Source organism: Rhizobium sp. NZLR8 (assembly GCF_019685025.1).
Taxonomy (GTDB): domain Bacteria; phylum Pseudomonadota; class Alphaproteobacteria; order Rhizobiales; family Rhizobiaceae; genus Rhizobium.
On sequence record NZ_JABDVY010000001.1, the window covers coordinates 524,222 to 536,681 of the forward strand.

Here is a 12,460-nt window from a genome sequence, read left to right on the forward strand (position 1 = left end):
ATTTATTGACGATTTATCGATAAAATGTCAACGTTATCTTCTCGAAATCATGGAGGGGCGACATGGCAGATCAGCGCGGGCGACAGGAAATCGGGCCGATCGTCTCCTCCGCACATCTGGCAGATGGAGCGCTGCCGGCTCTTTCGGAGCTGGAATTCGGCCTGATCCTCGCCGGCAATGCCTTCGATCGCTGGATGGTCCGCTGCATGACGGCGGCGGGCGAGCCCGGCTGTGCTGCAATCGACGTGCTGGTGCTGCATTCGGTGGCCCACAGGCAGCGGCCGAAGCGGCTCGGCGATCTCTGCAGTGTGCTCGGCGTCGAGGATACACATCTGGTGATCTACGCGATCAAGAAGCTGGAAAGGCGCGGCCTCGTGACAAGCGCTCGGGCAGGCAAGGAGAAACTGATCGCCGCCACCGAAAAGGGCGTTGAAACCTGCCTGAAATACCGGGCGGTGCGAGAGGCGCTGCTGGTGGAGTCTATGAAGGGGGTCGGGCTCGATGCCGCGGCGACATCGGCCGTGGCGGCGACGCTCCGGGCGCTTTCCGGGCATTACGATCAAGCAGCAAGGGCCGCCGCCTCTTTATGACGGCAGCCCTTGACGGGGGCAGGGAAAGATCCCCCGAAATTTTCAAGCGGATTATTCAGCCGAAGCAGGGCATCGCCGGAAGATTGGCGCGGCTTGCGAGCGCTCCGATCATGTTGCCCACTGAGGTCGAGCGCGGTTCGCGTTTACCGGCGGCCGTCTCCAGGAGTTGCTTGAAATCTTCAAGCTTCACGCCGTCGGCGCGCAACACCATGGCGATCAGGGGGTCGCGAAGGGCTTCGGATATCGTCAGGTCGTCTCTGGTCTTTCTCATGGTTGTCCTCCTTTCGTGGGCGGTCGCCCGTGTTCCACTTTCCGCTGCCGTGTTCTCGACATTGACTTTCGCGTTTCGTGGTGTTACCGGTAAGTAACAATGCATTTGTTACCGATCGGTCACATTGATGTCAAGGACTACGTCCGCAAAAAAATCAGAAACTTCGAATGAAACCTCCGCAGCCGTTCCAGAAGATCGCATCCCGCCGCGGGAGCGTATCGTCTCGACCGCGTCGGAGCTTTTCCGCGAGCGCGGCATCCGCGGCATCGGCGTCGATGCCATCGCCGACGCGGCTCTGACCAACAAGATGACGCTCTACCGGCATTTTGGCTCGAAGGACGAACTCGTCTGCGAGACGCTGCGCCGCGCCTCGGAAAAGGCGAGTGCGATCTGGCGCGAGCTGGAGACGGCCTGTCCCGGCAATCCGCGCGCTCAGCTGTATGCTTGGGTGGAAACGCGGGCGCAATGTCTGAACGGCGAGCCCGCCGGTTGCGATCTCGCCAATGCCGCCATCGAGCTGAAGGGCGAGGGCCATCCCGCCCACGAGATGATCGAACGGCACAAAGCCGAACAGCGCGATCGCCTGGCCGCCCTCTGTTCGGCGGCCGATGCGCGCGAGCCTGAGCTTCTTGCCGATACGTTGACGTTGCTGCTCGAGGGGGCGCGTGTCAGCCGCCAGGCCATGGGTGCTGCCGGCTGCTGCGGTCATTTCGCCAAGGCCTGCAACGCGGCGATCGCTTCTTTCGCCTGAACAATCCTTCGGGAACCTTACCGCTCTCACACCGTTCATCCATAACCGGAGGACAAGTGGAGACCGGGAGATGAACTACGTCTATCTCAAGCGCCTATATGCCAAACGCGCCGAGCTCGAGGCCAAGCTGGAGCTTCACGACGCCCGCTATTGTTTCGGCGAGGAAGAAGTCGATGACGGCACCGACAACGATCTGCGTCAGCGGCTGAGCGAAATCTCCGACGAGATAGCTGCGCTGGAAGCAGGCCGGGCCGCTAGAACAGGATGATTTCAGGCCCGGTCGGCCTAAAATCTGAATCCTGTTCTAAATTAGAGAGCTAGAGCATGATGCCGAAACTGTGGGCGGTCTCGGACGACATTGGGCCGACCGGGCCTAAAATCTACCTGTTCTAAGTCCGGAGGATTTCCATCGTCCGTTCGTCGAATTTCCCTTGATAGAAATGCTCGATCATTCGGTGAAAGGGCGAGCCATGGTCGCTGATCGCGGAAAACAAGGTCATCGAGGATCGCAGCTTCAGGTCGTCGGGTGAACCGAGGATCTCATGCGCCGATCGGCCGTCGACCGACAAAATCGCCTCGACGCAGCGCAGCAGCCGGCTTGAGAGAATGGGGTCGGCAAGATAGGCGGCGGCTTCCTCAGCCGAGCGGATCGCATATTTTTCGGCCATTGCCGACGTGCCGAGACCGGCGATCTGCGGGAAGATGAACCACATCCAATGGGACGTTTTGCGCCCGGCTTTCAGCTCGGAGAGCGCTTGTTCGTAAATGCCGTTCTGGGCATCGATGAAGCGGTCGAGATTGTAATCGATATCACCGGCCATGGTCCTTTTCCCTTTTTCTGCTGTCGATGCAGCCTGGGCCAAGGTCTCCATGCCCGGCGAAACGCGTTTTTGCCCGGCGAAATAGGCCTGCTGTCAGCAGACCCTCTCAGCATAGGGGCTGCTCTCACGGCAATGGCCGTAAGGCTGATGATGCGGCGTGTTGTCGTCCGCGGGGGCGGCAATGGCCGATGTCGTCATTGGGTCCGTATTGCCGGAAGAGTATGCGGCAAAACCCGCAAAGCTCAACAGAACCAATGCGCCGACGACGACCAGGCGCTCGAAGGCCGACAGCTTCTGAGCGCTGACATGGTCAACATAGTCGCGCTCGCCTGCGCCGGCGGTTTCGTCCTCTTTCACATGACGGGTCACCATATCCTGGCGACGGCTCAAAGCTTCACAATCTGTCATTTCTAAATACTCCTGCAACACATGCGGCGCCGGTCTCTCGAGAGTAAACTATGGACCTGCTCTGCATGCGTGCATCATGTGTGTCTTCGATCGCGGCAATTGAAGGGGCATTCTGCAAACTCAGTGTTCAGAAAATCGCACTAATAAAATGCAAAATAACGTGAAGCTCTGGTTCGCCGGAATGATCCGGGGTAATCCAGGGGGTCATCTTTCTGTGGATCGTCCCATGAGTAAATCTTTCGGCGCGATGTCGGTCGCGCAGCTTTCCGTCCTCATCCAAAGTGGTGCTGCCGATCCGGTCGATGTGGCCGAGGCTGTCTTCGAATCCATCGCCGATTACGCCGACAAAGCCGTTTTCACCACGCTGCTGGAAAGCCGGGGGATGGATGAGGCGCGCGCCGCCTCCAGGCGTTTGCGGGAAGGGCGCTCGCTCGGATTGCTGGATGGCATTCCGATCGCCTGGAAGGATCTTTTCGACATCGAAGGCCTGCCGACAACCGCGGGTTCCGTCGTGCTGGGCGGGGAGGCGCCGGCCGAGCGCGATGCGGCCGTCGTCGCTTTCCTCAGGCAGGCGGGCATGGTCGCTATCGGCCGCACCAATATGAGCGAATTCGCCTTTTCGGGCCTCGGCATCAATCCGCATTACGGCACGCCGGTCAATCCACGCGGCACCGACCTCCGGCGCATTCCGGGCGGCTCGTCTTCCGGCGCCGGTGTTGCGGTCGCCGCCGGGCTGGTGCCGGTCGCCATGGGCACGGATACCGGCGGCTCAGTGCGTATTCCCGCCGCCCTGAACGGCATCGTCGGCTACAAGGCAACCCGGGGCCGTCACGCGATGGAGGGCGTCTATCCGCTGGCAAAGAGCCTGGATTCGTTGGGACCGCTCTGCCGCACCGTCAGGGACGCAGTCTGGATCGATGCGGCGATGCGCGGGCTGACGGCACCTGACGCCGCTGAGCGCCCGCTGCAAGGACTGGAATTGCTCGTGCCCGAGAATGTCGTTTTCGACGGGGCCGAACCGGGCGTGATTGCCGCGTTCGAGGCAGCTTTGGAACGTCTTCAAAAGGCCGGAGTCCATGTCGCCCGCGCCGTCATTCCCGCCTTCGACGAGATTTTCGATCTGATGACGAGATATGGTCCGCTGGTGACGGCGGAGGCTTTCGCGCTTCACCGTGAACGCTTGGCCGGGCCGGACGCGGACAGGATGGATCACCGTGTCGTCATGCGCACCCGCTTGGGAAGCAGGACGACACTGGCCGATTACCTGGCGATCCTCGAGGCGCGCAGCCGCCTGATCGCGGAAGTCGAGCGCCTTGTCGGCCACCGGCTGCTCGCTTTTCCGACCGTCGCCCATATCGCTCCGCCGATTGGTCCGTTGGAGCAGGACGACGAACTGTTCTTCGCGACGAACAACAAGACGTTGCGCAACACCGCGCTCGGCAATTTCCTCGACTGGTGCGGCGTTTCCATTCCTTGCGGTACCGGCGAGGCGGGCATGCCGGTCGGCCTGCTGCTCTCGGCCACCGCCCGTCGCGATGAGGTGCTGCTCGGCGTTGCCCTTGCCGCCGAACCGGTCGTGCGTGGCGATTTCGCCTGAAATGGCCATTGAACTACCGGGTTTTTGTTGCGATTGATGGCCTCAGGAGATGCTGGAGGAAAGTACGTGCAGGATATGCAAAACGGACGCTTCGCGGTTTCGACGTGGTCATTGCATCGGCTGCTCGGTGCCGTCCACGGCTATAGCCCCGATCCTGACAAAAGCGCGGCGCCCAGGGAACCCTATGGCCCTGGCGCGGCGGCCTTGATCGACATGCCTGCGGCGCTGGCGGCGCGCGGCATCAACCGGCTTGAGGTATGTTCCTTCCATCTGCCGAGCCTCGACGCCGGCTATCTCGGCGAATTGCGCGATGCGCTGGCGTCGTCGAACGTGCTGTTTCAGACGCTGCTCGTCGAGGATGGCGATCCGAGCCATGCCGAGACGGCCGAACGCGACGTCAAATGGATGGCGGAGTGGATCGACACTGCCGCTTCCCTCGGGGCGCAGCGGATGCGCGTCATCGCCGGCAAACAGACGCCGACGGACGAAAATCTTAGCCGCGCCGCCCGACACCTGAACTGGCTGGCAGACGAAGCGGAAGGCAGCGGCGTGCGTGTCGTCGTCGAGAACTGGTTCGACCTGCTGCCGTCGCCGGTCGAGATGAACTGGCTGCTGGACCGGCTGGACGGCAAGGTCGGCCTCAACGGCGACCTCGGCAATTGGGCAGCGCCCGCGAAATATGAAGGCCTGGCCGACATCATGCGCCGTGCCGAGATCTGCCACGCTAAGGCCGACTACAGTGTTGGCGGCCTCGATGCCGACGATTACCGCAAGTGCCTGGAAATGTGCGAAAGGGCCGGTTACGCCGGCCCCTTCACGCTAATCTACGACTCACCGTTTTTTCCCGACGAATGGGACGGCATCCTGCTGCAAAAGCAGTTCATCGAGGATTTCCTTCGCGAGGCGCCGGCCCGCAGGACGGCCTGATCCCGAAGCAGTTTTCGCTCATTCCTCACGCGGAAACCTCTGGCTTTCCTCCAGCACGTTCAGGTCCATGTGATTGCGCATATAGCGTTCCGAGGCCTTCTGCAGCGGTTGATAGTCCCAGGGATAATAGGCGCCGTTGCGCAGCGCTGCGTAGACCACCCAGCGGCGCGCTTGGCTTTCACGCACGGCGGCGTCGAATTCGGCAAGGTTCCAACGCCGCCTGGCCTGGTCGGCAAGCCCTGCCAAGGTTTCGGCATGGACCGGGTCGGCTGCCAGATTGTCCAATTCCCTCGGGTCGGCTTCGAGATCGAACAGCATCGGCGGGTCTTTATCGCAGAGCGAAAGCTTGTATCGACCGTCCCTGATGCAGACGAGCGGTGCTTCGGAACCTTCGGCGGCATATTCCATCGGTACCGGCCCACGGCTGCCGATGCCCTCGGCCAGTGCCGTCAGATCCTCGCCCTCGGTCCATGGTTTCAATGAGGCGATATCGATGCCGGCAAGAGCCGCCAGCGTCGGCGTCACGTCGAGAGTGGAGACAGGCTGATCGATGCGCTTGGGTGTCCAGCCGGGGACTGAGATCATCAGCGGAACGCGGGCCGATCCTTCGAAAAAGTTCATCTTGAACCAGAGGCCGCGGTCCCCGAGCATGTCGCCATGGTCGGAAACGAACAGGATGATCGTGTTCTCGGCCATACGGCTGCGTTCCAGCACACCGAGAATCTCGCCGATCTTCTCGTCGACATAGGAGATATTGGCGAAATAGCCCTGCCTTGCCCGCCTGATCTGTTCGCGGCTGATGTCGAAAGCATCATGGTCGCAGGCTTTCATCAGGCGCTGCGAGTGCGGGTCCTGTCGCTCGAAGGCAATCGGCGCCACCGCCGGGTCAAGGACCGGGCAATCCTCGTAGAGGTCCCAGAATTTGCGGCGCGCGACATAGGGATCGTGCGGATGGGTGAAGCTGACGGTCAGGCACCAGGGGCGTCCGTCGTGGGCGCGTGAGAGGTCGAACAGCTTGCGGCTGGCGTGGTAGGCGACCTCGTCGTCATATTCCATCTGGTTGGTAATCTCGGCAACGCCGGCGCCGGTCACTGAACCCAAATTGTGATACCACCAGTCTATGCGCTCGCCGGGCTTGCTGTAGTCGGGCGTCCAGCCGAAGTCGGCCGGATAGATGTCTGTCGTCAGGCGCTCCTCGAAGCCATGCAACTGGTCGGGGCCGACGAAATGCATCTTGCCGGAAAGCGCCGTCTGGTATCCGGCGGCGCGCAGATGATGCGCGTAGGTCGGAATGTCGGAGGCGAATTCCGCGGCATTGTCATAGACCCGCGTTCGGCTCGGCAATTGCCCGGACATGAAAGACGCCCGTGCCGGTGCGCAGAGCGGGCTTGCGGTATAGGCATTGGCGAAACGAACGGAACGTTCCGCCAACGATTTCAGGTGCGGCGCATGAAGAAAATCGGCAGGCCCATCGGGAAACAAGGTGCCGTTCAACTGATCGACCATCAGGATGAGAATATTCGGACGCGCCATGCGGCTTCCCTTTTTGTCATTTGAAGGTTTTATCAAAGCTTCTATCATTACGCTTGTAAAGGCGACATTTTTCGATGGATGCCAAAAGGATTCTTTATGTCAGATCGTCTGCCGGAACTTGGATGGATGCGCATCTTCGTCGAGGTCGCAAGGCTCGGCAGCTTTTCGGCGGCGGCCGGCGCCCTTGGCCTCACGCAGCCTGCCGTCAGCTATCAGATCCGCCGGCTGGAAGAGCAATTCGGCGTCAACCTGCTGCGCCGCCAGCATCGCGGTGTCGAGCTGACCGCGGCGGGGGAGCGGCTTTTTGTGGTCGCCGCCAAGGCGGTCGCTGACATCGATGCACTCGCCCGCAACTTCCGTGCCGAAGCCCAAAGACCGGTCGCCCGGCTGAGAACCGACTATGCCTTTTCGTCGCTCTGGCTGATCCCGCGCATGGACGGCTTCCGGCTTCTTCATCCGGAAACGGATATACAGATCGTCGCGACGCAGCGGTTTGCTGCGGGCTTTCGCGACGAGGCGGATGTTGCGGTCGTTTTCGGCACGCGGGCGGAATTCGGCGCCATCGGCACGCTTCTGCTGCGGGAAAAGGTCGTGCCGGTCTGCACGCAGGGCTTTCTCGATCGCAATGGCCCGTTCGACGATCCGGGGCAGCTTGCCAAGGCGGTTCTAATCCATCTCGACACGCCGATGCCATCGCCCTGGTTCGACTGGCGCAGTTATCTGACCGAATTCTCCGTCCTTCGCGACGCCCATGCCGGCCGCGGCGATATAAGCTTCAATACTTATTCGCTGGTCGTTCAGGCTGCGCTGAGCGGGCAGGGCGTGGCGATCGGCTGGATGGGTCTCGTCGATACGCTGCTCTCCGCCCGCATGCTGGTGCAAGCCGGGCCGCCGCTCGAGTCCCGCGACCGCGGTTACTGGCTGATCCCGCCGCAATCGGCCAATGTCGATAGCGAGAGGCTCAGCAGCTGGCTGGTGAAGGAAGCCGACGGGCCCTGACCTTCCAGACGCCGTATTGCATCCGGAATATGTGCGGGCGGGGAAAGAAGCCTTGTCATGAACGAAGCCGATCGACATTGTGGCATCGATTCACACGGAAGGGCCGAAGCATGTTGCGAACTGCCGGATATGTCGTTGGGCTACTGATGATCCTCCTGGGACTGATCTGGGTCGCACAGGGAAGCGGCTATTTTCCCTATCCGTCGTCCAGTTTCATGATCAACCAAAGCATCTGGATCGTCTGGGGAGCCATCCTGGCTGCGGCCGGGCTCGCCGTGACAATAACGATTTCACGGCTGCGCCGGCGAGGATGAGCCGGCAACCGTGCAGGGCTTCGCAGGAATTCGGCATCGAAGAATTCCTCGAAGTGAAAATAGGGCCGTTGGCGGCCTGTCGAAATCGAGGAGAATGGCATGAGCGCAGCTGATATCGACGGTTTCGCGGCACGGATCAGGAACCACCAGGGCGGCATGATCTCCGCCTGGGTGGGTATTCCGGACGCCACGCTCGCCAACCACCTGGCGCAGGAGGCTTTCGACGCCGTCGTACTGGATATGCAGCACGGTATGTGGGACATGCCGGCGGCAGCAAACGCCGTCGGCCAGGTGCGCCTCGCCGGCAAACCAGCCTTGGCGCGCATACCGGTCGGCGATTTCGCCTCCGCCTCGCGCCTGCTCGACGCCGGCGCCTCCGGCATCATCGCGCCAATGATCAATTCGGCCGAAGACGCGCAAGCCTTCGTCAGGACCACGAAATATCCGCCGCTCGGCGAGCGCAGCTGGGGACCGTCGCTGGCGCTGAACCACACCGGCCTGTCCGCCGACGATTATCTGAAAAACGCCAACGCGCTGACCGTCGCCATCGCCATGGTCGAAACCCGGGCGGCGCTCGAGGCGATCGACGGCATTCTCGGCGTTGCCGGCATCGACGGTATCTTCGTCGGTCCGTCCGACCTTTCGATCGCGCTGTCGAACGGCGACCAGGTGGCGCCGAACGCCGCGGAGATCGATAGCGCCATGCAGCATGCCGTCTCGCGCTGCCGCGCCCACGGCAAATTCGCCTGCGCCTATGCCGCCGACGGCGAGCGGGCCGGCGAATTGCTTAAATTCGGCTTCGATCTGGTCATTGCCGGCGCCGAGACCACCCAACTGCGCTCCGGCGCCCGCCGCGCCATCAATGCTGCCCGCAGGATCGCTTCGGGCAGCTGATCCGAGCGCCCCCCATTGCACAGTTCCTCTCCGGGCACGTATTTTTGCGCTTGGGCCAGCCCGTAGATTATGTGCTGCATGAGGGGTGCCTCGCCGCTACTGCAACCCGTTTCTCACGCCGCCATGAACTGAACATGATCGACCATATGGGTTATGGGATAGAGGGTATTTACCGCCTCCAATGCCAACGGCTCTTTCGCGATTACGAACTTCGCGAGCCCAACATGGAAGCCGATAATTCACGGACCGGTAAAGACTGCGATCAGCTGAAACTCCTCTCATGTCAGCTCAGTGTTGGTTTCGATGCACCTGTCCCGCAATGACGGACACAATCGAAAGGTCGCCACGAGCATCCATTTTCGGAGTTCATTGACAGTTCCCGCAAAAATGCTTTCCGGCCATCGCGCTGCATAGTGCCTTCAGCGCGGCTTGATTTCGAGCTCGTAGCCGCCGGGGCCCTCGCTTCGCTTTTCGGAGGGTTCACGAAGGGGAGCGTCATAGCAGGCGGTTTAACTAAATATCACGCGACTCCCGTGTCGAAGTTTCGGCTGGTTACTCCAACGCACAAGCCCTCAATGGGTATTTCGATTTTATTGCATGACTAAACAGTGCGAAAAGGAACGCATTGGCCAACCCTTCGCGATCGCCCCAATTGTCTTTTCATGCATCAACGATACACTTGCATTTAGATCGAAATCTCGTAAACTCTTTTTCATATTAGAAAGAAAGAGCCATAAATTCTTTCCATTTATGAAAGACAGAGCCTTTGCGCGAACATCTCGATCAGACCGACCGGCGACTGGTCAAGCTGCTGTCGCAGGATGCGCAGCTTGGCGTCAATCGCCTCGCCGAGAAGATGGCGATCTCGGTTCCGACCGTGCGCGTGCGGCTGCGCGGTCTCGTGGGCCGCAACCTGCTCAAGATCGTCGGATTGCTGAACCTGACCGAGCGCCCCGAATTGATTTCAGCCATCGTCGGCATCAATGCGCAGGGGCGCGGCCGCGCACGGGAACTGGCGCAGCGCATCTCCGAGCTGCCTTTCGTGAACTCGGCCTGCGTGGTCACCGGACGTTTCGACATTATCGTCGACGTGACCGTGGCCGGTGATGTTGACGATCTCTACCGTGTCACCAGCGAGCTGATCCCCGGCGCGGGCGAGCCGGGCGAAATCGTGCGCAGCGAGACCTTCGTCGTCATGGCCGCATGCAACAAGTGGGTCAGCCTGCCGGAAGGCTGCTGGTCCGACGAGAATATGCGAAAGGAAACCGCATGAAGATCGCGGTCCTCGGCGGCCTCGGCCTACAAGGCCGGGCGGCGATCGCCGATCTCGTCGCCAGCGACGGTGTCGAGCAAGTGGTCTGTGTCGATATCGCGCCGGATGGCGCGGCCCGGCTTGGCGGCCTGACCGACCTTACCCGCATAAGTTTCGTCGTGCCGGAAGGTCCGATCGGTCCGGTGCTGGCGGATGTGATCAGGGATGCCGACGCCGTCATCGACCTCTTGCCACAGCCGCTGATGCGCGAGGCGGTGCTGGCGGCGATCGCCACGTGCACGCCGCTGGTCACCACCAATTACGGCAAGGCCATTGCCGATCTCGCTCCCGCGGCTACGGCAGCGGGCGTTTCGATCATGACCGAATGCGGGCTCGACCCCGGCATCGACCTTGTGCTCTATGCGCGGGCCGCCCGGCAATTCGAAACCATCACCTCCATCGATTCCTATTGCGGCGGCGTCCCCGAGCCGAAAGCGATGACCAAGCCGCTATGCTACAAGGTGAGCTGGAACTTCGACATGGTTTTGATGAGCCAGAATCGCGACAGCGTGCTGATCGAGGACGGCGAGCGGGTCGAGGTGCCGGCCCGCCGGCAACACGACAATCGCTTCATCCATCAGATCGAGGTCGCCGGCCTCGGCAGGCTGGAGGCCTTCCCGAATGGCGATGCGCTCCATTATGCCGGCATGCTCGGCTCTGCCAAGGGGCTGCAGCGCAGTGGCCGCTATTCGCTGCGCTGGCCGGGCTGGTCGGCGTTCTGGGCTCCGCTGAAGGAACTCGGCTTCCTCTCTGAAGACAAAGTGCCTGGCCTTGGCGCCAGCCCGCGCGAATTTCTCGGCCGGATGCTCGGTCCCCAATTGCAGTATGGCGCCGACGAGAAGGATCTTTGCGTGATGCGCAATGTCTTTTCCGGCAGCAAAGGCGGCCGCCGCAAAACAGTGACATCGGACCTGAGCATAGAGCGCGACCTGACCTCTGGACTGTTCGGCATGAGCCGCGGCGTCGGCTATCCCGCCAGCATCGTGGCGCAGATGCTGGCGCGCGGCGAAATCGCCGAGCCCGGCCTGCTCAACCCGCTGATGCATGTGCCGGACGGCCACTTCTTCGAGGAATTGGCCAGGCGCGGCATCCGGGTTTCCGAGACGGTTAGCTGGGATTGAGGATTTTCGAACGCGGTCGCCGCCGGCAACGGCACCGCCGTTCAAAAGGCACCCAAGGGTGGGAACGACAACGATAACAGGGAGGAATGCCAAATGAAGATTGCCAAGCTTTTTATCACAACACTTGCGCTCGCAAGTATCGCGGCCGCTGCAAACGCCGGGACGCTCGACGACATCACCAAGCGCGGTGAGTTGCGGGTTGCGGTGCAGACACAAGGCCCTCCCTTCTCCCTGGTCGGGAAGGCCGGTGAACGGACCGGCAGTTCGGTCGAACTTGCCGAATTGATGGCCAAGGAAATGGGCGTGAAGATCACCTTCCTTGATTTCGACTGGGACGGCCTGATTCCGGCGCTGCTATCCGGCAAAGCTGATCTTCTGGTCGCCGACATGACGCCGACGCTGGCGCGGGGGATGAAAGTCGCCTTCACCAAACCCTATATGTTTACCGGCAGCACCGTTTTCACCAAGGCCGGTGGCAAGTTCGGCTCGACCAACGACTGCAAGGCCAAGGGCACCAAGATCGCTGTGCTCCTGGGTGCTACCGGCGAGAAAGAGGCCAAGGCCGCCTTCCCCGACGCCGAGATCAAGAGCTACAAGGGCGGCGGCCCGCTGCTGCTTGATGCTGTCAATAACGGCCAGGCCGATTGCGGCGTCAATGACGTCTCGGCAGTGAAGGGCCAGTCAACGGCCTATCCGGCCGGCAGCTTCACCATCATGCCCGACATGCTGTCAAAGGAGCCGCTGGCGTTTGCCACACGCTATGACGAGCAGGACCTCCTGATCTGGATGAACCAGTTTCTCGACCAGGTAAGCCTCGATGGCCGCCTGCAGAAAAACCTCGACTACTGGGTCAATTCCGACGACTGGAAGAAGGATCACTAGGTTCGACCCTGCTGATCGATCCGGATCATGATCTAGGCAT

15 protein-coding genes are annotated in these 12,460 nt (G+C 61.3%); 11 read left to right on the forward strand and 4 right to left on the reverse strand.

The window, feature by feature from the left end:
• The first annotated feature begins 62 nt into the window (after nucleotides 1-62).
• Nucleotides 63-590 carry a winged helix DNA-binding protein gene (locus HJB89_RS02485; RefSeq protein WP_207585618.1) on the forward strand — a complete coding sequence of 176 codons (528 nt, stop codon included), beginning with the start codon at nucleotides 63-65 and terminating at the stop codon, nucleotides 588-590.
• Nucleotides 591-645: 55 nt separating this feature from the next.
• Here HJB89_RS02485 and HJB89_RS02490 read toward each other — a convergent pair whose 3' ends face one another.
• A complete protein-coding gene (locus HJB89_RS02490; RefSeq protein ID WP_007627616.1) occupies nucleotides 646-861 on the reverse strand; it encodes a hypothetical protein in 216 nt (71 codons plus the stop codon).
• Nucleotides 862-988: 127 nt separating this feature from the next.
• Between HJB89_RS02490 and HJB89_RS02495 the strand changes: the two genes are divergently transcribed.
• Nucleotides 989-1,612, forward strand: a complete 624-nt coding sequence (locus HJB89_RS02495; protein ID WP_221148843.1) for a TetR/AcrR family transcriptional regulator — start codon at nucleotides 989-991, stop codon at nucleotides 1,610-1,612.
• A 70-nt stretch (nucleotides 1,613-1,682) separates the two neighbouring features.
• A complete protein-coding gene (locus HJB89_RS02500; protein ID WP_207585208.1) occupies nucleotides 1,683-1,880 on the forward strand; it encodes a hypothetical protein in 198 nt (65 codons plus the stop codon).
• A gap of 121 nt (nucleotides 1,881-2,001) precedes the next feature.
• Here the strand turns inward: HJB89_RS02500 and HJB89_RS02505 are convergent, their stop codons facing one another.
• Both HJB89_RS02505 and HJB89_RS02510 read right to left on the reverse strand, forming a co-directional pair.
• Nucleotides 2,002-2,433 (reverse strand): DUF1810 domain-containing protein, encoded by a 432-nt coding sequence (locus HJB89_RS02505; protein WP_207585209.1) that lies wholly within the window; start codon nucleotides 2,431-2,433, stop codon nucleotides 2,002-2,004.
• Between the two features lie 93 nt (nucleotides 2,434-2,526).
• Nucleotides 2,527-2,805, reverse strand: coding sequence for a hypothetical protein (locus tag HJB89_RS02510; protein WP_221149018.1), 279 nt, complete (start codon nucleotides 2,803-2,805; stop codon nucleotides 2,527-2,529).
• Nucleotides 2,806-3,067: 262 nt separating this feature from the next.
• On the opposite strand from HJB89_RS02510, the gene HJB89_RS02515 reads away from it, so the two are divergent.
• Nucleotides 3,068-4,438, forward strand: coding sequence for an amidase (locus HJB89_RS02515; RefSeq protein WP_221148845.1), 1,371 nt, complete (start codon nucleotides 3,068-3,070; stop codon nucleotides 4,436-4,438).
• 66 nt (nucleotides 4,439-4,504) lie between these two features.
• Nucleotides 4,505-5,365 (forward strand): sugar phosphate isomerase/epimerase, encoded by an 861-nt coding sequence (locus HJB89_RS02520; RefSeq protein WP_207585211.1) that lies wholly within the window; start codon nucleotides 4,505-4,507, stop codon nucleotides 5,363-5,365.
• A gap of 18 nt (nucleotides 5,366-5,383) precedes the next feature.
• Here the strand turns inward: HJB89_RS02520 and betC are convergent, their stop codons facing one another.
• On the reverse strand, nucleotides 5,384-6,898 hold the full coding sequence (gene betC, locus HJB89_RS02525; protein ID WP_207585212.1) for a choline-sulfatase: 1,515 nt from the start codon (nucleotides 6,896-6,898) through the stop codon (nucleotides 5,384-5,386).
• 96 nt (nucleotides 6,899-6,994) lie between these two features.
• Here betC and HJB89_RS02530 point away from each other — a divergent pair, with 96 nt between their 5' ends.
• The 6 genes from HJB89_RS02530 to HJB89_RS02555 all read left to right on the forward strand — a co-directional run bounded on the left by HJB89_RS02530 (nucleotide 6,995) and on the right by HJB89_RS02555 (nucleotide 12,420).
• Nucleotides 6,995-7,897, forward strand: a complete 903-nt coding sequence (locus HJB89_RS02530; RefSeq protein ID WP_221115693.1) for a choline sulfate utilization transcriptional regulator — start codon at nucleotides 6,995-6,997, stop codon at nucleotides 7,895-7,897.
• A 110-nt stretch (nucleotides 7,898-8,007) separates the two neighbouring features.
• Nucleotides 8,008-8,211, forward strand: a complete 204-nt coding sequence (locus HJB89_RS02535; protein WP_207585214.1) for a hypothetical protein — start codon at nucleotides 8,008-8,010, stop codon at nucleotides 8,209-8,211.
• A gap of 99 nt (nucleotides 8,212-8,310) precedes the next feature.
• On the forward strand, nucleotides 8,311-9,105 hold the full coding sequence (locus tag HJB89_RS02540) for an HpcH/HpaI aldolase/citrate lyase family protein (RefSeq protein ID WP_207585215.1): 795 nt from the start codon (nucleotides 8,311-8,313) through the stop codon (nucleotides 9,103-9,105).
• 766 nt (nucleotides 9,106-9,871) lie between these two features.
• Nucleotides 9,872-10,378: an Lrp/AsnC family transcriptional regulator gene (locus tag HJB89_RS02545; RefSeq protein WP_207585216.1), complete on the forward strand. Its 507-nt coding sequence runs from the start codon at nucleotides 9,872-9,874 to the stop codon at nucleotides 10,376-10,378.
• Nucleotides 10,375-11,538: a saccharopine dehydrogenase C-terminal domain-containing protein gene (locus tag HJB89_RS02550; protein WP_221148846.1), complete on the forward strand. Its 1,164-nt coding sequence runs from the start codon at nucleotides 10,375-10,377 to the stop codon at nucleotides 11,536-11,538. The genes HJB89_RS02545 and HJB89_RS02550 overlap by 4 nt, the downstream gene beginning before the upstream one ends.
• A gap of 93 nt (nucleotides 11,539-11,631) precedes the next feature.
• On the forward strand, nucleotides 11,632-12,420 hold the full coding sequence (locus HJB89_RS02555) for an ABC transporter substrate-binding protein (RefSeq protein ID WP_207585218.1): 789 nt from the start codon (nucleotides 11,632-11,634) through the stop codon (nucleotides 12,418-12,420).
• The last annotated feature ends 40 nt before the right edge of the window (nucleotides 12,421-12,460 follow it).

Bases quoted from the DNA above. Each gene is read 5' to 3' on its own strand.
- HJB89_RS02485 (WP_207585618.1), top strand. From the start codon at position 63: ATGGCAGATCAGCGCGGGCGACAGGAAATCGGGCCGATCGTCTCCTCC.
- HJB89_RS02490 (WP_007627616.1), bottom strand. From the start codon at position 861: ATGAGAAAGACCAGAGACGACCTGACGATATCCGAAGCCCTTCGCGAC.
- HJB89_RS02495 (WP_221148843.1), top strand. From the start codon at position 989: ATGTCAAGGACTACGTCCGCAAAAAAATCAGAAACTTCGAATGAAACC.
- HJB89_RS02500 (WP_207585208.1), top strand. From the start codon at position 1,683: ATGAACTACGTCTATCTCAAGCGCCTATATGCCAAACGCGCCGAGCTC.
- HJB89_RS02505 (WP_207585209.1), bottom strand. From the start codon at position 2,433: ATGGCCGGTGATATCGATTACAATCTCGACCGCTTCATCGATGCCCAG.
- HJB89_RS02510 (WP_221149018.1), bottom strand. From the start codon at position 2,805: ATGGTGACCCGTCATGTGAAAGAGGACGAAACCGCCGGCGCAGGCGAG.
- HJB89_RS02515 (WP_221148845.1), top strand. From the start codon at position 3,068: ATGAGTAAATCTTTCGGCGCGATGTCGGTCGCGCAGCTTTCCGTCCTC.
- betC (WP_207585212.1), bottom strand. From the start codon at position 6,898: ATGGCGCGTCCGAATATTCTCATCCTGATGGTCGATCAGTTGAACGGC.
- HJB89_RS02530 (WP_221115693.1), top strand. From the start codon at position 6,995: ATGTCAGATCGTCTGCCGGAACTTGGATGGATGCGCATCTTCGTCGAG.
- HJB89_RS02535 (WP_207585214.1), top strand. From the start codon at position 8,008: ATGTTGCGAACTGCCGGATATGTCGTTGGGCTACTGATGATCCTCCTG.
- HJB89_RS02540 (WP_207585215.1), top strand. From the start codon at position 8,311: ATGAGCGCAGCTGATATCGACGGTTTCGCGGCACGGATCAGGAACCAC.
- HJB89_RS02550 (WP_221148846.1), top strand. From the start codon at position 10,375: ATGAAGATCGCGGTCCTCGGCGGCCTCGGCCTACAAGGCCGGGCGGCG.
- HJB89_RS02555 (WP_207585218.1), top strand. From the start codon at position 11,632: ATGAAGATTGCCAAGCTTTTTATCACAACACTTGCGCTCGCAAGTATC.